We start from the raw sequence: 24,405 nt of genomic DNA on the forward strand, positions 1-24,405 counted from the left end.
TGAAAGGAGGGGAAGGTGCGCTCGTCTGGTAGGTCTCGGCTCCTCCGCGGCTTCGCGGGCGCCTCGATCTCGACCTTCGTCGCCCTTGCCTCTCACGTCGGGGTGGGCGGTCAGATGCCCGGGATGCTCGGCATCGCCGTTCCGTGGCTGCTGTCGTTCATGGTGTGCACGCTGCTCTCGGGCATCCGCCTCTCGGCCATCCGGCTGACGTTCTCGGTGATGGTGTCGCAGGCGCTGTTCCACGTGCTGTTCGTGCTCGGCGCGATCACGCCGCGCGGCGGGATCGCGCCGCACGTCCACGGACAGCTCACGCTCCCGGCCGGCAGCCCCGTGCTCGTCCCCGACGACGCGGGCATGTGGGTCGCGCACGGCGTCGCCGCCATGATCACCGTGCTCGCCCTGCATCGCGGTGAGCGTCTGATCCAGACGCTCACCGCCCTGGCATCCGCGGTCGTCGGCTGGCTGACCCGCGCCGTCGCCATCGCGCCGGCCCTTCCCGCCATCCCCACCCGGCCGCGCTGGGTGGCGCTCACGGCGCCGCGTCGCACCGACCCGCAGCTGGGACCGCTGCGCCGACGCGGCCCGCCTCTTCGCGTCGTCTGATCCATCGCCGCCGTCAGGCTGCGCCGGGCGCTCGCGCGCCTTTCCAGATGACTCGCCGCTTTCGCGGCATCCAGAAAGAGGTCTCCCATGTTCCGCATCCGCACCACCCTCGCCGCGCTCGCCGTGGCGACCGTCGCCACGCTCGCCGTCGCGGCGCCCGCCTCGGCTCACGACACGATCGTCTCGAGCACGCCGGCAGCCGATTCGCAGCTCACCACCGCGCCGACCGAGGTCGTGCTCACCTTCTCGAACGCCCTGCTCTCGCTCGACGAGAACAGCGGCACCGCCCTGACCGTCGTCGACGAGACGGGCAAGGACTGGGTCGCCGGGTCACCCACGGTCGCCGCCGACACGGTCACGGTTCCGCTGGCCGAGGGGATGCCCGGTGGCGCCTACACGGTCACCTGGCAGGTCGTCTCGAGTGACGGCCACCCGACGTCGGGGGAGTACGCGTTCTCGCTGACCGGGTCCGAGGCCTCCGTGACGCCCACCCCGACCGAGACGGCGGCGGCAGAGCCGACCGAGCAGCCCTCCGATGCGGCGCAGCCGGACGAGCAGTCCGATTCGATGCCGTGGCCGCTGCTGATCGGACTCGGTGTCGTGCTCGTCGCCGGGATCGTGACGGCCATCGTGATCGCCGGGCGCCGCAAGCGCTGACCTCGATCGGATCGAACGGGCCCCGTCGTGCATCGGCGGGGCCCGTTGGCGGTGATACGTTCGGCGACAGCGCGCATCCGGCGCGTTCGGGAGGCATGGCATGGCGATCGTCGACAACGGCATCTACGTGGACGGCGCGCGCACGGCTAATCCCGAGAGCATCGACGAGACGTTCGAGCTGATGCGCGAGCGCGGCGGCATGGGCTGGATCGGCCTGTACCGACCGGACGCCGACGAGCTGCAGGCGGTGGCCGCTGAGTTCCGGCTGCACGAGCTCGCCGTCGAAGACGCCCTGCGCGGGCATCAGCGACCCAAGCTCGAGCACTACGAGGATCACCTCTTCGTCGTGCTGCGACCCGCCCGCTACCTCGACGCCGAGGAGGAGGTGGAGTTCGGCGAGGTGCACGTGTTCGTCGGACGCGACTTCGTCGTCACCGTGCGCCACGCCGAAGAACCCGACCTCGGGCGCGTGCGCCGCCGCCTCGAGAGCGAGCCCGCACTGCTCGCCCACGGACCGGAGGCCGTGCTGTACGCGATCCTCGACGAGGTGGTCGACAGATACGCACCGGTGCTCGCCGGTCTCGAGAACGACATCGATGAGATCGAGAACCAGCTGTTCGTCGACGACGTCGACGCGACGCAGCGCATCTACGAGCTCTCCCGCGAAGTGCTCGATTTCCAGCGCGCCGCGCAGCCCCTGACCGACATGGTCGGCGGGCTGCTGCACGAGGGCGAGAGGCGGGGAGCGGATGCCGAGCTGCAGCGCCGCCTGAGAGACGTGCACGACCACGCCATCCGGGTCGCCGACCGGGCCGCCACCTTCCGTGCGGTGCTCGAGAACGCGCTGACCGTCGAGTCGACGATCGTCGCACGCCGGCAGAACGAGGAGATGCGGCGGATGACCGAGGAGAGCATCCGGCAAGGCGACCAGATGAAGCGCATCTCGGCCTGGGCGGCAATCCTGTTCGCGCCGACCCTGATCGGATCGATCTACGGGATGAACTTCCACGTCATGCCCGAACTGCACTGGGCCTTCGGGTACCCGCTCTCCATCGCGGCGATGGTCGCGCTGGGTGGCGGCCTCTACCTCGCCTTCAAGCGCAAGGGCTGGCTGTAGCGACGTGTGACGCCGCGCGGCGCGGGCAGCACCGGATGCCGGGGAGCACACCAGAATGGATGCATGAGCCTCGCCGACCTCGCCCCGCACCCGTACGACGCGATCACCGCCGCCGACCTGCGGCGGGTCGGCAGCGTGAAGTGGACGCGCTTCCCCGACACGATCGGCACATTCGTCGCCGAGATGGACTTCGGTGTGGCGCCGGCGATCTCGGATGCCGTCGCCGACGCCATGCGGACCGGGCTCACGGGCTACCTGCCCCTGTCGGCCGCCCACGCCCTGCAGCAGGCGGTGGCGGACTGGCACGCCGACCGGTACGGCTGGACCGTGCCGAACGGCGACGTGCGGTTGATCGCCGACGTGATCGTCGCATACGAGTTTGCGATCACCACGTACACGAAGGCGGGCGCCGCGGTGATCGTCCCGACGCCGGCCTACATGCCGTTCCTCGACGTGCCGCTGCGGCACGGACGCCGCGTGATCGAGGTGCCCAGCCGCGAGGTCGACGGGCGCTGGACGATGGACCTCGAGGCTGTCGCGGCGGCGTTCGCCGAGGGCGGCGAGCTGCTCGTGCTGTGCAACCCGCACAACCCGCTGGGAACCGTCGCGACTCGGGAGGAGCTGCTCGCGATCGCGCAGACCGTGTCGGATGCCGGCGGCAGGGTGTTCTCCGACGAGATCCATGCTCCGCTGGTCTACGCGCCCGCCCGGCACATCCCGTACGCGTCGGTGTCGGATGCCGCGGCCGCGCACACGCTGACCGCGACCTCGGCGTCGAAGGCGTGGAACCTCGCCGGCTTCAAGTGCGCGCAGCTGATCCTGACGAACGACGAGACCCGCCGGGCGTGGGATGACGACGGCGGCTGGGCCGGCCACGGCACCGCGACGATCGGAGTGATCGCCCAGCTCGCCGCCTACACCGGCGGCGCGGACTGGCTGGCCGAGGTGACGGAGTACCTCGACGGCAACCGGCGGCTGCTGGCCGAGCTGGTGGCCGAGCACCTTCCCGGTGTGCGGGTCACCGTGCCGGAGGGCACGTACATCGCCCTGCTCGACTTCCGCGGCACGCGGCTGGCATCCGATCTCGGCGCGGACGCCGACCTCGGGGCGTGGTTCCGCGAGAATGCCGGGGTCGCGATGACCGACGGCGCGCTGTGCGGTCGCGCCGCGATCGGATGCACGCGGTTCGTGTTCGCCACTCCGCGCCCGATCATCCGCGACGCCGTGCTGCGGATCGCCGACGCGCTGAAGGGCTGACGCCCCGCCCTGTCGGTGTCAGCCGCCGACGGTGCGGCTGGCCTGGTCGACCGCTTCCGTGAGCCTGCGAAGGAAATGGACGACGGCCGCCTGCTCGTGCGGCGTGAGGTCCGACGCGATCTCCTCAGTCGCCTGCTGGAAGGCCACAACGGGGGCGCCCACCGTCTGCTCTGCGTGCTCGGTCGCGGTGATCACGAGGCTGCGCCGGTCGGAGGGGTGCCGCACGCGCTCGATGGCTCCCGCTCGTTCGAGGCGGTCCAGCAGCGCGGTCATCGACGCGGAGGTGACACCGAGGTGCTTCGACAGCGTGGTCGGGGTGACGGTGTGGCTGTTTCCGGCAGCCGTCAGAAGGAACTGGATGATGCGGATCTCGTTGTCGGACATCGACGACGCCTGGCGTGCACGTGCATGCATCGCGCTGTCGGCCTCTTGGTAGCGCCGAAGGGCGTCGATGATCTCGGTTGATGCGTCGATCTGAACGCTCATGACCACCTCCTGACGACGAGTATAACAAACCATGAAGTGTGGCAGATATGTAGTTTGACAAACTAGTTTTGACCTGAGTAAGTTTTCTCACATCGGATCCCCCCGACCTGAGGAGTTGAAATGGGCACGCTGCACTACGGAGCCACCGGCGAAGCGATCGAGATGCCGGATCGGATCCTCGCTCACCTGAAGGTTCTCGTCTCGACCAAGCTGCGTCGCAATGAGAGCTTCTCGCTTTCGTGGGATCGCCTCGTCGACGGAGCCGTCGAGCGCTCCACGATCTGGCTGCACTGCTCGATCCCGCTGCAGTTCAAGATGGACGCCGAGGCTGCCAAGCAGCTCGACCGCGGCTATCTTCAGCAGCTCGCCGACCAGGCGAACTCGTCGGCAGGCGTCGTCATCGACCTCAGCGACCAGGTCGCCGAGCGCGAGATCTCCGAGCTCGACATCCGCACTCCCGCACTGGCGCGTGTCGCATGACCATCGCAGAGCACCCCGCCGGGCGGCTGTACAACCCCGCAGCAGCCGCTCCCGCCGAGCAGGTCTCGCCGCCGGCCACGATCGTGCCGCGCGCGGTGACGTGGAGCAAGGTCGACACCGGCTTCTACGTCGCCTCGAAGGCCGGTGAGTACGTCGGCTCGATCGACACCACGCCCGACGGCCACTTCGTGGCATTCGACGCGACGAGCGCCCCGATCGGGCGCTACGCCGAACTCTCCGCAGCGAAAGCCGCCGTGCTGTCGTGGAAGCCCCAGCGTGAGCGCATGCGCGACCGTCGCCTAGGCCGGATCGTGCACCCGATCGCCGCGTCGGCCGGGCTGGTGGCCGGCGTGACCGCCGCATTCGGCGCGCTGCTCACGGCCTTCCCCGCGTGACGGGCGGCCGTGGGTCGGGCGCTGAGCTCAGTGCGCGAGAACGATCGCGTCGGTCTTCGCCTGCAGGAACGAGCGCAGCTCTGCCAGAGCGGTGACGTCTTCCGCCAGCTGGCGAAGAGCGGCGTCATCGAGATCGAGCGTCTCGTTGCGCCCTTCGAACGTGACCACCCAGGTAGGCAGCCCCTGACGGATCTCCGGGTGCAGGAACGTGATCGTGCTGGCGGAGCGCAGAGTGACGACCACGATCCCCGAGTTCGGGCCCGCTTCGAAGTTCTTGTCGAGCACCGCGATGCCCAGCGAGTCCGCGCTGTGCGACTGGACGTACTCGTTGACCCAGCTCTCCACTGCGGTTCGGTCGCGGTATGGCATTCAGGCACCTGCATTCGTTCAGAGGGAGCGCAGACACGCTCCCTCTGAACGGTAGTCGACTGCACTGAGCGAAAGGCTGAACGCGGCGCACCTGTACATTACGCGCATCGTTGCTTCGCCTGGCGTCAAGGGTCGAGCGGTGAAGTCACGCTGTCGCGGGTTCCCGGCGCGCCAGTCGCAGCCACGTCTCGATGACCGTGTCCGGATTCAGTGAGACCGATTCGATGCCCTGCCCGACCAGCCACTCCGCGAGCTCGGGGTGATCGCTCGGCCCCTGGCCGCAGATCCCGACGTACTTGCCGTGACGACGGCACGCCTCGATCGCCATCGACAGCAGCTTCAGCACCGCGGGATCGCGCTCGTCGAAGGTGTCGGCGACGAGCGCGCTGTCGCGGTCGAGGCCGAGGGTGAGCTGGGTCATGTCGTTCGAGCCGATCGAGAAGCCGTCGAAGTGCTCGAGGTACTCGTCGGCGAGCAGCGCATTGGTGGGCACCTCGCACATCATCACGACCTTCAGATCGTTCTCTCCGCGACGCAGGCCGTTCTCGGCGAGCAGCTCGACGACGGCCTGCCCCTCGGCGACGGTCCGCACGAACGGCACCATCACCTGCACGTTGGTGAAGCCCATCTCGTCGCGCACGAACCTCAGCGCTTCGCACTCCATCTCGAAGCACTCGCGGAACTCGGGTGATACGTACCGAGAGGCGCCCCGGTACCCGATCATCGGATTCTCCTCGTGCGGCTCGTAGCGCTCGCCGCCGAGGAGGTTCGCGTACTCGTTCGACTTGAAGTCGCTCATCCGCACGATCACCGGTTCGGGGGCGAAGGCCGCGGCGAGCATCGAGACGCCCTCCGCGACGCGCTGCACGAAGTAGTCGCGCGGCGACGGGTAGGCGGCGATCCGGGCATCCACCTGGCGGCGCAGGTCGTCTGGCAGAGCGTCGTGCTCGAGCAGGGCGCGCGGGTGGATGCCGATCTGCCGGTTGATGATGAACTCCAGCCGCGCGAGGCCGACACCGCGGTGCGGCAGGCGGGAGAACGAGAACGCCTGGTCGGGCGTGCCGACGTTCATCATGATCTTGACGGGCGGCTCCGGCATGTGCTCGAGCGCCGTCTCCTCTTCGGCGAACGCCAGGATGCCGTCGTAGACGACGCCGGTGTCTCCCTGGGCGCACGAGACCGTGACCGGCTGGCCGTCGGTCAGCACGCGCGTCGCGTCACCGGTGCCGACAACGGCGGGGATGCCGAGCTCGCGGGCGATGATCGCGGCGTGGCAGGTGCGACCTCCGCGGTTGGTGACGATCGCGGACGCGCGCTTCATGATCGGCTCCCAGTCGGGGTCGGTCATGTCTGCCACGAGCACGTCGCCGGTCTGGAACTCGCTCATCTGCGTGGCATCCCGCAGCACCCGCACCGGACCTGCGCCGATGCGCTGCCCGATCGCGCGGCCCTCGACGGCGACCGGGCCCGTCTCCTGCAGCCGGAAACGGCGCATGACGGTGGACGACGCCCGCGACACGACGGTCTCGGGGCGCGCCTGCAGGATGTACAGCTGCCCGTCGATGCCGTCCTTGCCCCACTCGATGTCCATCGGGCGGCCGTAGTGCGCCTCGATCACGAGCGCGTGCTCGGCGAGCTCGGTGAGTTCGGCGTCGGTGATCGAGAACAGCGGGCGCTCTTCAGCCGGCACGTCGACGAAGGCGGTGCTGGCGCCCGCCTCCTTGCTGTCGGTGTAGCGCATGGCGATCGCTTTCTCGCCGACCGAGCGCTTCAGGATCGCGGGGCGGCCGGCGCGCAGCGCCGTCTTCGACACGTAGAACTCGTCGGGGTTCACGGCGCCCTGCACGACGGCCTCGCCGAGACCGTACGAGCTGGTGACGAACACGGCCTCGGCGAACCCCGACTCGGTGTCGACCGTGAACATCACGCCCGACGCCCCGATATCCGAGCGCACCATGCGCTGCACGCCCGCCGAGAGGGCGACCTCGTCGTGGTCGAAGCCGTGGTGCACGCGGTAAGCGATCGCCCGGTCGTTGTACAGCGAGGCGTACACGCTGCGGATCGCGGTCAGCACGTTCTCGACTCCGCCGATGTTGAGGAAGGTCTCCTGCTGGCCGGCGAATGAGGCATCCGGAAGGTCCTCCGCCGTCGCAGACGAGCGGACCGCCCAGGTGACGCCGTCGGGATCGGCGTCCTGCGCCACGAGCTGGTCGTAGGCGTCGCGGATGTCGCGCTCGAGATCCTCGGGCAGCGGATGCTCGACGATCCACCCTCGGATCTGCGTGCCGACCAGCGCGAGACGGGTCACGTCGTCGGTGTCGAGCCCGGCGATCGCGTCGCGGATGCGCTCGCGCAGCCCGTCATGGGCGAGGAAGCGCCGGTAGGCATCCGCTGTCGTGGCGAAGCCGCCGGGAACACGCACGCCGAGCTCGGCGAGATTCGAGATCATCTCCCCGAGGGAGGCGTTCTTGCCGCCGACCTGGGGAAGGTCGGTCATTCCGATCTGATCGAACCAGAGGATGTCGGTCACGAGTAGCTCTTTCGTCTGAGGGGTGGTCAGCGGCGAAGGCCGAGGGTGTGCAGGATCACTGCGGACATCTCCTCGACGCTCTTGGTCGAGGAGTTGAGGAACGGGATGCCGTTGCGGGCGTAGAGCCTCTCGGCGCGGCGCAGCTCGGTGGTGCACTGCGCGAGGCTCGAGTAGCGCGAGTCGGGGCGACGCTCGTGCCGCACCTGGCTGAGGCGAAGCGGGGTCGTGGTGAGGCCGAAGCAGCGGGCGGCGTAGCTCCTCACCAGCGGCGGCAGCTCGTCGGTGGGGAAGTCGTCGTCGGTGAGCGGATAGTTCGCGACCAGCAGGCCGTACTGCAGGGCGAGGTACATCGTCGTCGGCGTCTTGCCGCAGCGGCTCGGGGCGACGATGATCACGTCGGCCAGGTCGAGGGCGCGACTGCTCTGGCCGTCGTCGTGCTCGATCGCGTATTCGACGGCGCGCATGCGGGCGAAGTACTCGGTCGCGTCTCCCAGGGTGTGGAACTGGCCGAGCTGCTCGGACGGCGGGGTGCCCAGGGCCTCGGCGAGCTCGCTGAGATGGCCGCTGAGCAGGTCGATGTGCGTCGCGGGCACGTCGGTGAGCACGGTGCGCACAGCGAGGTTCTTCGCCGTGGTGAACACGAGCGGCTCGAGACCGTTCGCGGCATCCTGCGCGATCTGGCCGGCGACGGTCGTGGCGGTGTCGACCGAGTCGACGAACGGCACGGTGTGCTTGACGAACACCATGCCGGGGAAGTTCGCCAGCAGGGCGTTGCCGAGCGTCTCGGCCGTGATGCCGGTGCTGTCCGACACGAAGTAGGCGGCGCGCACCGTGCGCGTCGTCGTGTCTGCGGCGGTCGTCTCGGCCATGAAGCGACTCTATGCGGAGGAACGGGCGAACCTTCGCGGGTTTCGGGGGAAAAGATCTAGGGAATTTATGTTGAAGCGCAAGAGTGTGGGCCTCCCTCGGTTTCGTCCGGTGCTCTCGCTAGAGTGCCGACATGAGCGAGTACAGCGCGGAAGACCTGAGCGGCCTCGACGAGGCGCTCATCGAGCGGCTACACGACGGCACCGCGACTCGAGCCGACGAGATCGCGAAGCTTCAGCATCTGCGACGCCTCGCGCTGGAGCGAGACGACGCGGATCGCATCGAGGAACTCGACATGCGATTGAGTGTGCTGCGCGTCGGCGAGTAGCGCGTCCCGGCCGGTTGCCCGGAAGGTTGCTCGGCCTTCTGCTCAGCGGAGCGCGGCGATCGCGTCGCGCAGGATGCCGCCGGTGCGCTGCAGCGCATCGGCTGCCGATTCGGCCGTCGCCCCCGTGGCCAGCATGAGCAGCGCCAGCTTGACCGATCCGCCTGCCGCGTCGAGTGCCGCCACGGCCTCGTCGACGTCGACGCCGGCGAGCTGCGAGACCGTGCGGATCGAGCGGGCGCGCAGCTTCTCGTTGGTCGCGAGCAGGTCGACCATGACGCCCCGGTAGGTCTTGCCGAGCTTGATCATCGAGAGCGTGCTGAGCATGTTGACCACGAGCTTCTGCGCCGTGCCGGCCTTCAGGCGCGTGGATCCCGAGACGAACTCCGGCCCGGTGACGACCTCGATCGCGATCTCGGCCGCCGCGCCGATCGCCGAACCGGCGTTCGAGGCGATCGCGACGGTGAGCGCCCCCAGGTTCCGCGCGAAGGTCAGGCCGCCGACGACGTAGGGTGTGCGACCGGATGCCGAGATGCCGACGACCGTGTCGTCGGCCGTGAGCCCGAGCTGGCGCAGCGACGCCTCTGCGGCCTGATCGTCGTCTTCGGCGTTCTCCACGGCCGAGCGGATGGCCGTCTCCCCTCCCGCGATGAGTCCGACGACCATCGACGGGTCGGTGCCGAAGGTGGGCGGGCATTCGCTGGCGTCGAGCACGCCGACGCGCCCCGCGGTTCCCGCGCCGATGTAGATGAGTCGTCCGCCTCGCCGGAAGCGATCGACGATGCCGTCGACGGCTGCGGCGATCTCGGTAGTCTTCGCGGCGACCGCCTCGGACACCCGCCGATCCTCGGCGTTCATGCTGCGCACCAGCTCTTCGGTGCCGAGCATGTCGAGGTCGCCGCGTTCGGGCGTCGAGGCCTCGGTGTCGAGGCTCGAGAGCACTCCGAGCAGGGCGGAGAGGGAGCTGTCGTCAGTCGGCACGGTGCACGAACCTTTCGTGGGGGAGGTCGCGGCGGGTCATCATGAGCTGAGCGCCGGTCAGGGCATCCCCGACGGTCGGGGCGACGCGTCGCCCGCCGTTCGAGAGGGAGTCTTCGAGTCTCGCGCGGAACCAGAGGTGCTCGGTGAGCCCGCCGTGCAGCGCCACCTCGCGCGCCGAGGCGGAGGCGGCGAAGGCGGATGCCGTGAGCAGCCGGACGGCTTCGGTAGCGATCTCGAGGGCGACGGAGTCACCGTGCTCGGCGCAGTCGAGCACCAGCGGCGCCAGGGTGCCGAGCGCTCGCGCGAGCGGCTCCCGGGTGAGCGTCCACGACAGCGCATCGGGGGCGGGGGAGATGTGGGCGGCGACGGCCTGCTGCAGGGTGGTCGCAGGTCCCAGTCCGACAGCGGCGCGCTGCACCGCGCGGACCGCTTCGCGCCCGAGCCACGATCCGCTGCCGAAGTCGCCGATGTCGGGGCCCCACCCGTCGACGAGGCGGATGCCGTCGGCATCCACACCGAGGGCGACGGCACCCGTCCCCGCGATCAGCAGCACGCCCGGATCGCCGCCGAGCGCGCCGATGTGCGCCGTGACGACGTCGGATGCGACGGCGACCTGCCCTCCGGTCTCTGCGGCGAGCGTCACGGCCAGCTCGAGCGCGGCGGTCGGGGCCGTCCACGCGCCGGCCGCACCGACACCGAGGGCGCGCGGCATCGGCCCGGGTTCGAGCAGTGCGAGGATCGCGGCAGCGGCCGACTCGACTCCGCCCGGAGCGGCGAGGCCCGGGGTTCCGTCACCGGTGCGAGTGACCTGGTGAGAATCGCCGCTGATCAGAAGACGGCATCGGGTCTTGCCCAGGTCGATCGCTGCGATCGCGTCCGCCGTGCTCATCTTTCCCCTCGGCCCGTGGCTCACTCAGAAAGACTCTACAGATGGAGGGGCTGACGGGAATCGAACCCGCGCTGTCTGCTTGGGAAGCAGAAGTTCTGCCATTGAACTACAGCCCCGCACGCCTTGCGGCGCGTCTGCCATCATAGCGGGCGTCTCGGGATGGCCGGACATCCGAGCGCCGGATCACCGGAGAACCCGCGGGCCATCCGCTCGCTACCCGCGGGCGGGCAGCATCAGCGAGAACGTCGTCGTGGAGGATCCGTCGAGCAGCAGATGCCCGCCCAGGCTCTCGGCGAGTTCGACCGAGAGGGCCAGGCCGATCCCCTCGCCGGCACTGTCGCTGCGCCGATGCGCTCGCCGCTGGAAGATCGAGTTGCCGCGCGGGCGTCTGCCCTCATCCCCGACCTGCACGGTGACGTACTCGGCTCGCCGCTCCGCGTCGATCGTGATGTCGCCGCGACCGTGCCGGAGCGCGTTGTGCAGCAGCACGTCGATGATCTGCGACGCCACAGCCGGGGCCTCGCCGAGGCCGTCGGGCATCCGCGCCACGCGGATGGCGCGCCCGGCGGCATCCGCCTGCGCCTGCCAGCGCGCGGCCGACTCGTGCAGCGACTCGGCGAGCGGCTCGAAGGTGGTCGCTCCTGGTGTGTCGCCCCGGGCGAGCGCGAGAAGCTGCGCGATGGCATCCGACAGCCGGTCGATCTCACGCACCGCGTGGTCGAGCTGATCGCGCACGACGGGCGGAGTCTCGGGCCACAGCGACAGATCCTCGAGCTCGAGGCGCAGCGCGGTGATCGGGGTGCGCAGCTGATGCGAGGCGTTCGAGGCGAACTCGTGCTCGCGGCGCAGCCGGTCTTCGAGGGCCTGCGCGCTCTCGCGCAGGGCGGCGTCGATCGCGCGCGCCTCCGGCACGCCGAGGCTCTGCTTCGGCGGCCGCAGGTTTCCTCTGCCGATCTCGCGCACGGTGTCGAGCAGCCGCAGGAACGGTCGCGACAGCGAACGGGCGAGCTGGATCGCGGCGACGGTCGCGACGATCAGCAGGCCCACGCCGATCATGATGACCGGTGTCACGGCCTTCGAGACGCGTTCGTTCACGATCTCGCCCGACCGCGTGAAGGTGACCGTGCCGCCGCCGCGAACAACGGATGTGCCGGTGATGTCGTCGGGTTCGGCGTCGGCGCCGGTGGTCACGGTGGTGCCGTCGGGAGCGGTGTACGCCACCCTCTCCCCGTAGATGATCATTCCGGCCAGCAGCTTCTCGTCGACGGCGGCGGCGTCGCCTCCAGCGTCGATCACGGTGCCCACCATGCTCGCCATGCGCTTCGCGTACTGCTGCTCAGAGGCGTGCACGAGGTCGGCGACCATCAGCACCCGCGGCACGCCGTACAGCGCGATGATGGCGACGGCGAGAGTGAGGAAGGCGACGATGAGTCGTCTATGCATCGAGCGCGCCCTCGTCGAGGCGGAAGCCCACGCCGCGCAGGGTGGTGATGCGCACGTCGGCGCCCGACGCGTCCAGCTTCTGGCGCAGGCGGGCGACGGTGACGTCGAGGGTCTTGGTGGAGCCGAACCAGTTCGCGTCCCACACCTCGTCCATCAGCCGCTCGCGCGTCACCACGGTGCCGCGCTGCATGTCGAGCTGGGCCAGCAGATCGAACTCCTTGGTGCTCAACGGCAGCTCGCGGTCGCCGGCGAGCGCCCGACGGGCGGCGACATCGATGACGAGTGCGGCGGGAGAGGCGGATGCCGCGGCCGCGCGCTCCGCGGAGGGCGGCGCCGCAGCGGCAGGGCTGCGTCGCAGCAGGGCGCGCAGCCGCGCCAGCAGCTCGGCCAGAGCGAAGGGCTTGGCGATGTAGTCGTCGGCACCGACGTCGAGGCCGACGACGCGGTCGAGTTCGCCGTCGCGCGCGGTGAGGATGACGATCCCGCCCGCGAAGTCCTGCTCGCGCAGTCGGCGGCACACGTCGAGCCCGTCCATGTCGGGCAGGCCGAGGTCGAGCACGACCAGATCGATGTCTGCTCCCGTACGGGCGAGCGCGGATGCGCCGTCGGCGACGCGCTCGACGTCGTACCCCTCGCGGTCGAGGGTGCGCAGCAGCGGCACCGCGATGCCGTCATCGTCTTCCACCACGAGGATGTGTCGTCCCACATGCTCGAGGCTATCAACGTCATCGAGAGGCTCTTCAGGACGGTCGGGCGTTGTCATCAGAAGTCCTTGTCGAGAGGGCCGCTCTCGGTGACCGGGGTCGCCGCGCAGCGCTGGCCGACGAGGTCGGTCGCGTTGGCGGAGGGGGTCCAGATCATCGCGGCGGTCGTGGTGACCGTCCGCACCGAGCCCGAGGTCAGGCCGCCGAGGGCGACGCGGACGACGGTGGCGGGCACGCCGTTGATGGTCTCGGTGGTTGCGGTCATGGTGGCCGAGAACTGTGCCGTCGTCCACAGGCCGACGTGGTTGCCGCGCAGGTTGACAGAGCCGAGGTTGGTGTTCGGCACGTCGAACAGGTCGTTGGACCCACTCGTGATGCCTCCGTCGCGCACCCGGGCTGTGACGGCGCGGGCCGAGCCGTCCCATCCACTCGCGATGCTCGCCGGGTTGACGCGTCCGCTGTAGGTGAGCACCAGCACGTCGCCGGCGTCGATCACCCCGGCCTTGCCGCCGTTCACGGCCTGCACGTCGGCGCCGCGCAGCGGCGCGTTGTCGACGCGTCGGGCGGCGAGCACGGCCGAGGTGGTCTGCTTGCCGTGGCTGTCGGTGAGCACGGCGCGCAGGTCGTACGAGCCGTCCGCGACGGTCTTGGTGTCCCACGCGCAGCCGTAGGGCGCCGCGGCGAGGGTGCACACGGGCGACCACTTGCCGCTGCCCGCGGGGGAGTACTGGATCGCGACCGACGAGACCCCGGCCGAGGCGTTCGCGGTGGCCGTCAGCTGCACGGTCCCGGTGAGGAACGCGCCCGGGTCGTCGAGCGAGATCGACGAGACGGTGTTGTCGACCAGGCGGCCGGTGATCGTGGCCGACGTGGTGCTGTTGCCGGCCAGGTCGGTCGCGATGGCGCGGAACGAGTAGCGACCGTACGGCAGCGGCACGGTGTTGAAGCGGCACGACCACGGCTCATCGACGATGGTGCAGGCGGTCGTCCACGCGCCACCCGCACTCGGCTGGTACTGGATGGCGACGGATGCCACACCGGAGTGCGCATCGGCCGGCGTCGCGGCGAGGGTGACCGTGCCGGTGAGCACGCTGCCCGGGTCGGTCATGGTGGCGGTGGGTGCGACGTTGTCGATCGTGACGGACGAGAGTTCCGAGATCATGACCACGGTCGGACGAGCCGTCGGCCACGCCACGACCCGCACGTCGTAGTCGCCGCTGGCCAGTGACGTCGTCGCCCAGTTCACGGTGCAGGACGCGGAGCCGGCGATGCTCGCGCAGCCGGCGACGCTCTTCCAGCTGTTCGCGTCGGCGACCGAGTACTCGAAGCGCACCCCGTAGGTTGCCCGCGGATCGGCATCCGTCAGCGTCGCGGTCAGCGGTGTCGTGCCGCGCACCGCCTCGTCGAGGTCGGCGAGCACCACGGTGAAGGCGTTCGCGACGGTGACACGCACCGGCGCCGAGGTGGTGGCGTACCCCGCCTTGTCGGTGGCGATGGCGCGCACGTCGTACGCGCCGTCGGCTGCGGAAAGCGTGTCCCAGCTGCAGCGGTAGGGCGCGGATGCCGTGCTGCACAGCGTCGTCCAGCTCGCGGCGCCGACGCTCTGCCACTGCACCACGACACTCGCGATGCCGGTCTCGGCGTCGGCCGCGTCGACGGCGATGGTCGCGGACCCCCGCAGCGGTGCACCGGGCGTGACGATGCCGACGGTGGGCGGGGTCCAGTCGACGGCGGCGGATGCCGTGCTCGTCGCGTTCGCGGTCTGCGACATGAAGGCTGCGGAGGAGGTCTGCAGTCCGTTCAGGGCGAAGACGGCCAGCAGGAGGGCGGCCAGAGCGGCGAGCGCGACGTTGCGCAGCGCGGTGCCGGTCATCGGCGTGCCCTTCGTTCTGGTCATGCTTCGACGTTACGGAGCAGCCGGTTACAGCCCGGCAACAGCCGAGCCTCAGCAGGGACACGATCGGCGCCGGCGCGCCCCGCGGGGACGCAGAAGAGGCCGCGGCGGTCAGCCGCGGCCTCGTCAGGACCGGTCGGGTGCGGATGCGTCAGCTGCGCAGCGCACGCACGAGGTCGCGCAGGAACATCAGTCCGATGAGCGCGGCGGGAAGGCCGATGCTCAGCATCCGCACTCCCGACATCGACAGCAGGATGAACACCCAGCCCACCGCCGGCACCCAGCCCTCGACACGCGGCTGCACGGCGGATGCCAGCGTGAACGTCCACGGGTCGATGCTGTCGTTGGCGTCGCCCTTCGTGCGCAGCACGCGACCGCCCTCGGCATCCGTCCTGTCGTCGATCGAGACGATGCGGTGCGTGACCGGCTCGTCGATTCCGGACTCCTGGGGCGGGACGTAGGTGATGATGTCGCCGACCTGCAGATCCGCGACGGGCACCTGGCGCTCGTAGACGACGGTGCCCTTCTCGAAGGTGCCCGACATCGAGCCGCCGGTGATGACGTAGCGGTCGAGGCCGAACAGCGATGGGACGAGCATGAGCCCCACCAGCGCTATGGCGCAGGCGACGGCGACGGTGATCAGGGTGCTGCCGATCGCGCGAGTCGTCTTCGTGGGGCTCATGCTCTTCTCCTCTGATCTCGGGTGATCAGTGCCGATCTCGGGTGATCAGCGGGGGTGGGGCACCCGGCGAACGGATGCCGGATGCTCCGGGTCAGGGGTGGGTGGTCACTGGCTGACGGCCGTGGCGGCCGCCTGCTTGGAGTCCCACGTGTAGACGGCGGAGGCGTTCTTGCCCTGCTCGGTGTTGTCGGCGGTCTGCGCCAGCGTGGTGCTGAAGGTGTAGTCGCGCGACTCGCCGGCGGCGAATTCGCCGAGGTCGAGCGCGCCGGCCTTCGTCAGGTCGCCGAAGGTGCCGGACCACACCGGGGTGCCGCTGCCGGCACGGGTGATGACGAGCTTGAGGTTCTCCGTCTTGACGAAGCCGTTGGTGGCGTTCTCGGTGAGCGTGAACGCGGCGGGCAGGGTGCCGGAGTTGGTGATGGTCACCTTGCCGTTCAGGGTGTCGCCCGGCTTGAGGTTCGAGGCGTTGAAGATCGCCTTGCCCGACTTGGAGTTCTGCTGGGCGAGCGTGCCGCTGCTGAAGGCGTTGGCGGAGTTGACCGAGTTGGCGACGAAGTCCGCACCCGAGCCGACGGCCACGGTCGCAGCGACCAGCAGGCCCGCCAGCGGCAGGAGGATCAGGCGCTTGCGCGACTTGGTGGCGGTGGGGGTGGTGGTGGTGATCTCGGTCATGGTGTTTCCGTTCTGCTGGGCCGGTGCGGCTGTGGACTGTGGGGAAGCTTGTGATTCGACGCTACGGAGGCGCCGGTTACATGCGTGCCACAGCGCGGCAACGCCTATGCCAGCGTTCGACCACAGAGTGCCTCGCGTCGGACTCAGCCCAGTCGGGCTCGGCCCAGTCGAGCTCAGCCCAGTCGAGCTCAGCCCAGTCGGGTCAGCCCAGTCGGGCGAGCTCGGTGACGGTGCGGGTGGAGGCATCCCAGCGGCGCAGCGCCCGTGCCGTGCCCGTGATCTCGCCGCCGACGAGCGGAAGCGCCCGCTCGAGATCCTGCATCCGCACCCGTCGGGCGAGGGTCACGTGCGGCGTCCATGCGCTCGGAGCGGTGTGCGGGGCGTCGTCGCCCGGCCCGGCCGCCCGGTGCACGTCGTCATGCAGGGTGAGCAGCGCAGCCGACGGGATGACGCTGCGCACCAGCACCCGCCGGTCGCCGTCGCCGAACAGCAGCGGCGAGCCCAGGCGCACCTCGAACGCCGGCCGGGCGGTGAGGAGCGCGGCATCGACGTGCTCCAGCGCGCTTCGCACGAGAAGGGTCACGTGCGGCCTGTTGCTCGGCGCGGTGTGCGCGGCCATGCTCGAGAGGCCGGCGGCGGCGAGGGCCTCCCACTCCGCGCGCACGGCTGCCTCGCTGACCTCGTCGAGCAGCAGCTCGATCGAGATCACCGGCGCCCGTGTCATGAGGTGAGAATAGTGCGGCTGCCGGCAGGGGGCACCGTTACGCTGAAGACGTGCTTCTCAGCGACCGCGACATCAAGGCAGAACTCGCAACGGGCCGCATCGGGCTGGCTCCCTACGACGAGCAGATGGTGCAGCCGTCGAGCGTCGACGTGCGACTCGACCGGTACTTCCGGCTGTTCGACAACCACAAGTACCCGTTCATCGATCCCGCCGAGGATCAGCCCGAGCTGACCCGGCTGATCGAGGTCGCCCCTGACGAGCCGTTCATCCTGCACCCCGGCGAGTTCGCTCTCGGCGCGACGTTCGAGCAGGTCACCCTGCCCGACGACGTCGCCGCGCGGCTGGAGGGCAAGTCGTCGCTCGGACGCCTGGGGCTCATCACGCACTCGACCGCAGGATTCATCGACCCGGGGTTCAGTGGGCACGTCACGCTCGAGCTGGCGAACGTCGCGACCCTTCCGATCAAGCTGTGGCCGGGCATGAAGATCGGTCAGTTCTGCTTCTTCCGCCTCACCTCGCCCACCGAGAACGCGTACGGCTCCGGCCCCTACGGCAATCGCTATCAGGGGCAGCGCGGGCCCACGGCATCCCGCTCGTTCCAGAACTTCCACCGCACCGACGTCGGCACGTCCGACGCGGGAGCCCTGGGCCGCTGACATGAGCGATCCGTCGAGGGATGCCGAGGGCGCGGCGCCGCAGCCGGCCGTGCCGGAGTCGGCCGTGCCGGAGTCGGAGCCGGGCGCCCCGCAGCCGGCCGTGCCGCAGCCTGATGCGCCTCAGCCGGACATACCGCAGCCTGACGCGCCCCCGCCGGGCATGCCCGGATCGGTCGTGTCCGAACCCGATGCTGCCGAATCGGCGGTGCCCGAGCTCGACGTGCTCGAGGCGGCGATCCCCGACCCGGTGATCCCCGCCGCGGTGATCCCCGAGGCGCTGCTCGCGGAGCCGGTCATTCCGCCGGCGCCGCCGGAAGAGGCGCCCACACGGGCCGCTCGACGCTCGACGGCGGCCGAGAAGTTCGTGGCCGCCCCGCCACCGGCATCCGACCCGCGCCTGACCGCACCGCCGCCCGATCCGAGCGTCGTGCCGCCGGCGGCGGGGGCGACGCCGAGCAGCTACCGCGGGTGGACGATCGCGATCTATAGCTTCCTGGCGCTGCTCCTGACCGGCGCCGTCGTCACGGTCGGCGTGCTGCTCAGCTGACCTTCGCGCCGCCGAGATGGCGTTTTCCATCCCGCCGCGGCGTGCGGGGTCAGTTGGGTACGCGTTGCGGCGTCGAACCGTGCATAACTGACCTCGCACCCGTAGACGACGGCCCGCAGACGAGGGCCCGGCGGCTTCCGCGGTGTCTCGCACGCACGACCGACCACACCGGCGGGCGCTGTCAAGGCCGTCGCCATGCGCGCCACGGCCGCCTACGGTCGGCTTCCATGAGCGATGAGAGCACGTCCACAGCTGACAGTCACGAGCGGACGCATCGGGTTCTCGTCGTCGGTGGGGGCAACGGCGGGCTGTCGGTCGCCGGACGCCTGCGCCGATCCGGAGTCACCGACATCGCCGTCGTCGAGCCGTCGCAGACCCACTACTACAAGCCCCTCTTCTCGCACATCGCCGGCGGCACCGCCCGGGCGAGCGAGGCGGTGCGCGCGCAGGCCGACGTCATTCCCGACGGCGTGGAATGGATTCCGGATGCCGTCAGCGCGGTCGATCCCGACAATCGCCGGGTGCACCTGGCCTCCGGCGACACCGTCCGGTACGACCAGCTGATCCTCGCCCCCGGCATCCGCAACGATTGGGATGCCGTGCCCGGCCTCGACGAGGCGATGAACGCGCCGCACGGGGCGTCGAACTACGAGTTCGCGCTCGCGCAGAAGGCGTCACGGCTGCTGCGCTCGGTGCGCTCGGGCACGGTCGTCTTCGTGCAGGCGCCCGGCCCCGCATCCTGCGCAGGCGCGGCTCAGAAGCCCATGTATCAGGCCTGTGCGTACTGGCAGGCGACGAACGTGCTGCACGACATCCACGTGGTGCTGCTCGTGCCGACGCCGACGATCTTCGGCATCCCCGAGATCGACGCCGAACTGCAGCGCAGCATCGACGCGTACGACATCGATGTGCGCACCGGCGCGCTGCTGCGCGAGGTCGACGCCGAGAACCGCGCGGTCGTGTTCGGCGCCGACGGCGCCGAGCGCCAGCGGCTGCCGTACGACCTGCTCATCGCCGAGCCGCCGCAGAAGGCGCCGGAGTGGATCGGCGCCGGCGGCCTCGCCGACGACGACGGCTTCGTGGCCGTCGACCCGCGCACGCTGCGCTCCACCCGGCATCCGTCGATCTGGGCGCTGGGCGACGCGGCGGGCACGGCGAACTCGAAATCGGGCGGCGCGCTGCGCAAGCAGACGAAGGCGGTCGCCGAGAACGTCCGCGCGGTTCTCGAGGGGCGCGAGCCGGCATCCGCCTACGACGGCTACGGCGTCTGCCCGTTCACCGTCTCGCGCTCGACGGCGGTGTTCGCCGAGTTCGACGACCGGCTTCGCCTGATGCCCACCCTGTGGCGCAGCTCGTATCGCGAGAGCCGGATGAACTGGATCATCGACCGGCGGATCTTCCCGCAGGTCTACTGGCACATGATCCTGCAGGGCCGCGCCTGAGGCGGCTCGGGGCAGCGGACGCCCGCGCGGTCAGACCCCGATGTCCTTCGGGAACCGCACGCACAGCAGCAGCACGAGTCCGACCAGCAGCACCACCGCGATGCCGAGCACGCCGTAGACGATGCCGCCGAACCACGCGAGGAAGAGCGACCACGCCAGCGGCGACAGGAACGACGCCACGCGACCGGTCGTCGCGTACAGGCCGAAGATGGTGCCCTGCTGGCTGGGCGGGGTGAGGCGGGTGAGCAGGCTGCGGCTGGATGCCTGGGTCGGGCCGACGAAGGCGCACAGCAGCAGTCCGCAGATCCAGAACACGATGGTGCCGTAGTCGCGCAGCGCGTAGACCACGAACGCCATCGCCACCAGGCCGGAGAGGGCGAAGATGATGAGGCGGCGCGGTCCGATCGCGTCGTCGATGCGCCCCGCGAGCAGCGTCGAGACGCCGGCGACGAGGTTCGCCGCCAGCCCGAAGATGATCACCTCGAGGAACGAGAAGCCGAAGCCCTGCGCCGCGAGCACCGCGCCGAATGCGAACACTCCGGCGAGACCGTCGCGGTAGACGGCCGCGGCGAGCATGAACCAGAACGTCGGCCGGTTGGTGCGGAACAGCTCGGCGATGCTGTGGGCGAGCACGACGTACGAGCGGAGGAAGCCGACCTTCTCTGTGGTGTCGTAGGACGGCGACTCGGGCACGTTGCGGAACATCGGGATGGAGAACACGATCGTCCACACCGCGCAGATCACCGCGACGAGCTTGAACGAGAGCGCGTTGTCCTGACCGACGAGGAACAGCACCGGGATGCACACGATCAGCGCGACGACGCCGCCGATGTACCCGAGCCCCCAGCCGAGGCCTGAGACGCGGCCGACGTTCTTGGGCGTCGACACCTCGGAGAGCATCGCGTAGTAGCTGACGTTTCCGATCTCGCTGACGACCGCGGCGATCGCGACGGCGAACGCGCCGAACCAGAAGAACTTCGGATCGGCCTCGACGAAGAACAGCGAGAACTGGACGAGCGCGATCGCGATGGTGGCGCCGATGACCCACTTCTTCTTGCTGCCGCGCGCGTCGGCCTGCTGGCCGAGCACCGGGGCGAGCAGCAGGATCAGGATGCCGGCGGCGAAGTTCGCCCAGCCCCACCACTCCGCGAGGTCGGTGAGCCCCTGGCAGTACGCCGAGGCGGTGAAGGCCGAGTCGTTGCAGTTCATGTACGAGCCATCGGCCAGCAGCCCGGATTCGCGCATCGACGGCTCGAGGAACATCCGCGAGGTCAGGTACAGGGCGATCCAGACGAAGGTGAGGATGACGGTGTTGAACGGCTGCATCGCCCAGTCCCACATCGCCCACGAGACGACCTGCTTCTTCGTGGCTGCCGGCGCGGAGCTCTCGTGCTCGCGGCCGAACGCCGCGACGGCTCCCGTCCTGGCAGTGGGAGGGGGTACGGCGGCACCATCACGACCGGTCATGGCCGTCACGCTACAGGATGCCGGTGTCGCGCCGACGTCTCGCTCGCCATGCGGCTGCGCGCGCCTGGTGGGGCATCGGCGGATGCCGGGCTCCGGCGCGCCATGCGTGTCAGCCGAATGATGTGGCGAGCAGCTCGGCGAACAGCTGCTCGGGGTCGCACGGCACCGCGCGCCGCGCGAACCACTCGCACACGTTGACGCAGTCGCGGTGCAGCAGATCGAACCCCTGCGGATTGGTGACCGTGTCGACGATCTGCGGCAGGTCGATCACTCGCACCCGCCCGTGGTGCACGAGCAGGTTGTACGGCGACAGGTCGCCGTGCGCGAGGCCGGCCGCCGCGAACACGTGCATGATCTCGACGATCTGCTCGTACAGGTCGGCCAGCTGCTCGGCATCCGCTCTCACCTGCGCGAGCCGCGGAGCGGCGGTGCGATCGTCGCCGATGAACTCCATGAGGATCTCGGTGCCGTCGACCTGCACGGGGTACGGCACGGGTGCGCCGAGCTCGTGCATGCGGCTCAACGCCGCGAACTCCGCGAACGACCACTCGGCCGCGGCGACCTCGCGTCCGTGCGCGGTCTTCTTGGCGAGCGCGCGCGCATCACGGGTGCGGCGGGTGCGCCGCCCTTCGGTGTAGACCGACGACCGCTGGAAGCTGCGGTGCTCGGCGTCGCGGTAGCGCTTCGCGGCGAGCAGGGTTCGCGTGCCGCGGCCGGGCTCGGCGCCCGGAATCGCCCGTTCGAGGAGGAAGACGTCGGCTTCCTTCCCGGTCTTCAGGATGCCGAGCTCGGTGTCGACCGCGGCTGCGCTGGTCACCACCCAGCCGGGCAGGGGCGACGGGCCGCGTTCGGTGGGCATGGTGGACGGCCAGGTCGACCAGCGCTGGTTCTCGCCGATGCGGGTGTCGGCGAAGGCGAGGGTGACGTCGAAAGGCGAGGCGTCGAACGACGCGGAGTGCTGAATGTTCACGATGTGGCTCCAGGAGGGAGGCCACACGCGGTTCAGGAGCGGGCGGCCTCGGCGAGAAGGATGTCGGCGGCAGGCACGACGGAGACGGTGTTCATCGGTCGCTCCTTCCGCTCGGTTCCTCCGGGCGATTCCCGGTGCGGATCGAGTGTAGATCGTCGGGTCCGACGGGTGACATGGGCGGATGCCAGACCGTTACGCGTTCGTGACCTGTTCGGCCCCCTCGAGAGGGCGATCGGGCGTTCGAATGTCGGTGGCCCCTCGCATACTCGAGATATGAACAAGCTGTCGATGGCGACACGTGAGGACATCGCGAATCTCGACGCGATCGTGTCTTCGCTGCAGGCTGTCGAGAAGACTCTGCAGGGAGTGCTGGCCGCTCGCGACGGCCTGCTCGCGCTCGCGAATCGGCTGGCGATGTCGATCGCCGAGAGGGGCGACGGGCTCGACGACTCCGACCTCACCCTGCGCACCGTGGCTGCCGAACTCGCGACGGCGCTGCGCGTGAGCGACCGCACCGTGCAGCGACGCATGGTCGCGGCCGAAGTGCTGGTCGAGCGGTTTCCGCAGGTGTGGCAGGCGCAGGGGGCTGGGCTGATCACGACGGGGCACGCGCGGGTGATCGTCGACGCCGGTGCGCACATCGACGACGACGACGCGCGTGCCGCCTACGCCGCGCGCGTGCTGCAGATCGCACAGGACGAGTCCCCGAACCGGGTGCGGGTGATCGCCGAGCGGATCGCTCAGCAGTACCAGTCGCGCACGCTCGACGAGCGCCACCAGGATGCGCGATCGCATCGTGGCGTGTGGGTGACGGATGGTCCGGATGCCATGTCCGAGCTGCACGTGTACGGCCCGTCGGTGCTGATCCACGGTGCGCACGATCGGTTCTCGCAGATGGCGAAGGCGCTCGCCGACCGCGACGACGACCCGAATCAGGCCACAGACTCGCGCACCTTCGCGCAGCTTCGGTTCGACCTGGCGATGGATCTGCTGCTCACCGGAGCTCCGGCCGGTCACGACACCGCCGACGGACTGCTCGCATCGATCAGCGCGCAGGTCGCGGTCACCGTGCCGGTGACCACGCTGATGGGCTCCGGCGGACCTGCCGCAGAGCTCTCCGGGCGGACTCCGATCGATCTCGCCTCCGCGAAGGCGCTGGCCGGTGCCGCGTCCGGGTGGGATCGGGTGCTCACTCATCCGGTGAACGGCGGGGTGCTGTCGGTCGACAGGTACCGACCTCCGGAATCACTGCGTCGCCACCTGCGATCGCGTGATGAACGCTGTCGCTTCCCCGGATGCGGGATGCCGGCCCGCGACAGCGACCTCGATCACACCCGTGATGCTGCGTTCGGCGGCGAGACGAGCGAAGAGAACCTGGCCGCTCTGTGCCGACGACATCATGTGCTGAAACATCAGACGCCGTGGCACGTCGCCCAGCTCGGCGACGGACTTCTGGAGTGGACGAGTCCCACCGGTCGGACCTACGTCGACAAGCCACCGCCTCCGAACACCGTCACCTTCACGCCGCCGCCGTTCTGAGGCAGCATCCGCAGAGCCCACAGTCGTGTCAGCCTTTCGATTGATCTTTCTCGCTTCGGGCCCGGGAAGGCCCGGACCCCGGGCCGGCGCATAGCCGCGCTCGCCTACCGTGGAAGCACACCCACTCGAGGAGAACCGTGTTCACCACTCCCGCTCGCCTGTTCCGCGTGCTCGCGATCGCCGAGGCGATCACCTGGACCCTGCTCATCAGCGCACTCATCCTGCGCGCCGTCGGGCAGCCGTCGGTGCTCGTCACGATCGGCGGCGGCATCCACGGATTCGTCTTCCTCTCCTACGGCGCGACGGCTGTTCTGCTCGCGTTCAACCAGCGCTGGCACGCCGGCGTCGCCGCGACGACGATCGCCAGCGCGATCGTGCCGTACGCCACCATCCCGGTCGAGATCTGGCTGCACCGCAGCGGACGACTCGAGGGGCAGTGGCGGCTCACCGAGACCGACGACCCACGCGACCGCACCTGGTACGACCGCACGATGCGCTGGTTCCTGCACCGCCCGTGGGTGCTCGCCGTGCTGATCCTCGTCGCCATCGTCGCGATCTTCACCATCCTGCTGCTGATCGGACCTCCCGGCGGTCGCTGAGCCCTCGGCTCTCATCGCACGTCGACCAGCGTGGGTCAAGGGGTGCGCAAGACCCTAGCCAGCGCTCGTCGCGTGTGACAGGTTGGGCGCATGCTCGGACGCAATCCGAT

26 protein-coding genes and 1 tRNA gene are annotated in these 24,405 nt (G+C 69.8%); 12 read left to right on the plus strand and 15 right to left on the minus strand.

Annotated elements, in window-relative coordinates:
- Positions 1 to 15 precede the first annotated feature (15 nt).
- From ACWIDW_RS05550 to ACWIDW_RS05565, 4 genes are all read left to right on the plus strand, one after another.
- Positions 16 to 603 carry a hypothetical protein gene (locus tag ACWIDW_RS05550; protein WP_454123626.1) on the plus strand — a complete coding sequence of 196 codons (588 nt, stop codon included), beginning with the start codon at positions 16 to 18 and terminating at the stop codon, positions 601 to 603.
- An 87-nt stretch (positions 604 to 690) separates the two neighbouring features.
- Positions 691 to 1,260: a copper resistance protein CopC gene (locus ACWIDW_RS05555; RefSeq protein WP_454123627.1), complete on the plus strand. Its 570-nt coding sequence runs from the start codon at positions 691 to 693 to the stop codon at positions 1,258 to 1,260.
- 100 nt (positions 1,261 to 1,360) lie between these two features.
- Entirely contained in the window at positions 1,361 to 2,377 is a 1,017-nt protein-coding gene (gene corA, locus ACWIDW_RS05560; RefSeq protein WP_454123629.1) for a magnesium/cobalt transporter CorA, read from the plus strand.
- Between the two features lie 63 nt (positions 2,378 to 2,440).
- Complete coding sequence (locus tag ACWIDW_RS05565; protein WP_454123631.1) at positions 2,441 to 3,634, plus strand: MalY/PatB family protein; 1,194 nt, start codon at positions 2,441 to 2,443, stop codon at positions 3,632 to 3,634.
- 18 nt (positions 3,635 to 3,652) lie between these two features.
- Here ACWIDW_RS05565 and ACWIDW_RS05570 read toward each other — a convergent pair whose 3' ends face one another.
- Positions 3,653 to 4,120, minus strand: coding sequence for a MarR family winged helix-turn-helix transcriptional regulator (locus ACWIDW_RS05570; protein ID WP_454123633.1), 468 nt, complete (start codon positions 4,118 to 4,120; stop codon positions 3,653 to 3,655).
- Positions 4,121 to 4,240: 120 nt separating this feature from the next.
- On the opposite strand from ACWIDW_RS05570, the gene ACWIDW_RS05575 reads away from it, so the two are divergent.
- Positions 4,241 to 4,600, plus strand: coding sequence for a DUF7882 family protein (locus ACWIDW_RS05575; protein WP_452322752.1), 360 nt, complete (start codon positions 4,241 to 4,243; stop codon positions 4,598 to 4,600).
- Positions 4,597 to 4,995 (plus strand): peptide ABC transporter permease, encoded by a 399-nt coding sequence (locus tag ACWIDW_RS05580; RefSeq protein WP_452322753.1) that lies wholly within the window; start codon positions 4,597 to 4,599, stop codon positions 4,993 to 4,995. The genes ACWIDW_RS05575 and ACWIDW_RS05580 overlap by 4 nt, the downstream gene beginning before the upstream one ends.
- Before the next feature lie 27 nt (positions 4,996 to 5,022).
- On the opposite strand, the gene ACWIDW_RS05585 is transcribed toward ACWIDW_RS05580, so the two are convergent.
- From ACWIDW_RS05585 to ACWIDW_RS05595, 3 genes are all read right to left on the minus strand, one after another.
- On the minus strand, positions 5,023 to 5,364 hold the full coding sequence (locus tag ACWIDW_RS05585) for a protein-L-isoaspartate carboxylmethyltransferase (protein WP_454123635.1): 342 nt from the start codon (positions 5,362 to 5,364) through the stop codon (positions 5,023 to 5,025).
- Between the two features lie 145 nt (positions 5,365 to 5,509).
- The gene (ppsA, locus tag ACWIDW_RS05590) at positions 5,510 to 7,894 is read right to left on the minus strand and encodes a phosphoenolpyruvate synthase (protein WP_454123637.1); all 2,385 of its coding nucleotides are present in this window, start codon (positions 7,892 to 7,894) and stop codon (positions 5,510 to 5,512) included.
- Between the two features lie 26 nt (positions 7,895 to 7,920).
- Positions 7,921 to 8,763 (minus strand): pyruvate, water dikinase regulatory protein, encoded by an 843-nt coding sequence (locus ACWIDW_RS05595; protein WP_454123638.1) that lies wholly within the window; start codon positions 8,761 to 8,763, stop codon positions 7,921 to 7,923.
- A gap of 131 nt (positions 8,764 to 8,894) precedes the next feature.
- On the opposite strand from ACWIDW_RS05595, the gene ACWIDW_RS05600 reads away from it, so the two are divergent.
- The gene (locus ACWIDW_RS05600) at positions 8,895 to 9,089 is read left to right on the plus strand and encodes a hypothetical protein (RefSeq protein ID WP_454123640.1); all 195 of its coding nucleotides are present in this window, start codon (positions 8,895 to 8,897) and stop codon (positions 9,087 to 9,089) included.
- Between the two features lie 42 nt (positions 9,090 to 9,131).
- Here the strand turns inward: ACWIDW_RS05600 and murQ are convergent, their stop codons facing one another.
- The 9 genes from murQ to ACWIDW_RS05645 all read right to left on the minus strand — a co-directional run bounded on the left by murQ (position 9,132) and on the right by ACWIDW_RS05645 (position 17,075).
- Complete coding sequence (gene murQ / locus ACWIDW_RS05605; RefSeq protein ID WP_454123641.1) at positions 9,132 to 10,067, minus strand: N-acetylmuramic acid 6-phosphate etherase; 936 nt, start codon at positions 10,065 to 10,067, stop codon at positions 9,132 to 9,134.
- Positions 10,057 to 10,956 carry an N-acetylglucosamine kinase gene (locus ACWIDW_RS05610; protein WP_454123643.1) on the minus strand — a complete coding sequence of 300 codons (900 nt, stop codon included), beginning with the start codon at positions 10,954 to 10,956 and terminating at the stop codon, positions 10,057 to 10,059. The genes murQ and ACWIDW_RS05610 overlap by 11 nt, the downstream gene beginning before the upstream one ends.
- A 42-nt stretch (positions 10,957 to 10,998) precedes the next feature.
- Positions 10,999 to 11,072, minus strand: a tRNA-Gly gene (locus tag ACWIDW_RS05615).
- A gap of 97 nt (positions 11,073 to 11,169) precedes the next feature.
- Positions 11,170 to 12,399 carry a histidine kinase dimerization/phospho-acceptor domain-containing protein gene (locus ACWIDW_RS05620; RefSeq protein ID WP_454123645.1) on the minus strand — a complete coding sequence of 410 codons (1,230 nt, stop codon included), beginning with the start codon at positions 12,397 to 12,399 and terminating at the stop codon, positions 11,170 to 11,172.
- Positions 12,392 to 13,105, minus strand: coding sequence for a response regulator transcription factor (locus tag ACWIDW_RS05625; protein WP_454123647.1), 714 nt, complete (start codon positions 13,103 to 13,105; stop codon positions 12,392 to 12,394). The genes ACWIDW_RS05620 and ACWIDW_RS05625 overlap by 8 nt, the downstream gene beginning before the upstream one ends.
- A 56-nt stretch (positions 13,106 to 13,161) precedes the next feature.
- Complete coding sequence (locus tag ACWIDW_RS05630) at positions 13,162 to 15,000, minus strand: Ig-like domain-containing protein (RefSeq protein WP_454123649.1); 1,839 nt, start codon at positions 14,998 to 15,000, stop codon at positions 13,162 to 13,164.
- Between the two features lie 148 nt (positions 15,001 to 15,148).
- On the minus strand, positions 15,149 to 15,679 hold the full coding sequence (locus ACWIDW_RS05635) for a signal peptidase I (RefSeq protein ID WP_191712470.1): 531 nt from the start codon (positions 15,677 to 15,679) through the stop codon (positions 15,149 to 15,151).
- A 105-nt stretch (positions 15,680 to 15,784) separates the two neighbouring features.
- Positions 15,785 to 16,351 (minus strand): TasA family protein, encoded by a 567-nt coding sequence (locus tag ACWIDW_RS05640; protein ID WP_454123651.1) that lies wholly within the window; start codon positions 16,349 to 16,351, stop codon positions 15,785 to 15,787.
- A 202-nt stretch (positions 16,352 to 16,553) separates the two neighbouring features.
- On the minus strand, positions 16,554 to 17,075 hold the full coding sequence (locus tag ACWIDW_RS05645) for a 2'-5' RNA ligase family protein (RefSeq protein WP_454123652.1): 522 nt from the start codon (positions 17,073 to 17,075) through the stop codon (positions 16,554 to 16,556).
- Between the two features lie 50 nt (positions 17,076 to 17,125).
- Between ACWIDW_RS05645 and dcd the strand changes: the two genes are divergently transcribed.
- The 3 genes from dcd to ACWIDW_RS05660 all read left to right on the plus strand — a co-directional run bounded on the left by dcd (position 17,126) and on the right by ACWIDW_RS05660 (position 19,720).
- Positions 17,126 to 17,731, plus strand: a complete 606-nt coding sequence (gene dcd / locus ACWIDW_RS05650; RefSeq protein WP_454123653.1) for a dCTP deaminase — start codon at positions 17,126 to 17,128, stop codon at positions 17,729 to 17,731.
- A gap of 1 nt (position 17,732) precedes the next feature.
- Positions 17,733 to 18,278, plus strand: a complete 546-nt coding sequence (locus ACWIDW_RS05655) for a hypothetical protein (protein ID WP_454123655.1) — start codon at positions 17,733 to 17,735, stop codon at positions 18,276 to 18,278.
- A 227-nt stretch (positions 18,279 to 18,505) separates the two neighbouring features.
- Positions 18,506 to 19,720, plus strand: a complete 1,215-nt coding sequence (locus ACWIDW_RS05660; RefSeq protein WP_454123657.1) for an NAD(P)/FAD-dependent oxidoreductase — start codon at positions 18,506 to 18,508, stop codon at positions 19,718 to 19,720.
- Between the two features lie 30 nt (positions 19,721 to 19,750).
- On the opposite strand, the gene ACWIDW_RS05665 is transcribed toward ACWIDW_RS05660, so the two are convergent.
- Positions 19,751 to 21,187 carry an MFS transporter gene (locus ACWIDW_RS05665; RefSeq protein WP_454123658.1) on the minus strand — a complete coding sequence of 479 codons (1,437 nt, stop codon included), beginning with the start codon at positions 21,185 to 21,187 and terminating at the stop codon, positions 19,751 to 19,753.
- Positions 21,188 to 21,296: 109 nt separating this feature from the next.
- On the minus strand, positions 21,297 to 22,157 hold the full coding sequence (locus tag ACWIDW_RS05670) for a serine protein kinase RIO (protein ID WP_454123660.1): 861 nt from the start codon (positions 22,155 to 22,157) through the stop codon (positions 21,297 to 21,299).
- Between the two features lie 273 nt (positions 22,158 to 22,430).
- Between ACWIDW_RS05670 and ACWIDW_RS05675 the strand changes: the two genes are divergently transcribed.
- Positions 22,431 to 23,696 carry a DUF222 domain-containing protein gene (locus tag ACWIDW_RS05675; RefSeq protein ID WP_454123661.1) on the plus strand — a complete coding sequence of 422 codons (1,266 nt, stop codon included), beginning with the start codon at positions 22,431 to 22,433 and terminating at the stop codon, positions 23,694 to 23,696.
- Positions 23,697 to 23,833: 137 nt separating this feature from the next.
- Positions 23,834 to 24,295 carry a DUF3817 domain-containing protein gene (locus tag ACWIDW_RS05680; RefSeq protein WP_454123663.1) on the plus strand — a complete coding sequence of 154 codons (462 nt, stop codon included), beginning with the start codon at positions 23,834 to 23,836 and terminating at the stop codon, positions 24,293 to 24,295.
- Positions 24,296 to 24,405 lie beyond the last annotated feature (110 nt).

This window comes from Microbacterium sp. NPDC055312, from assembly GCF_053645675.1.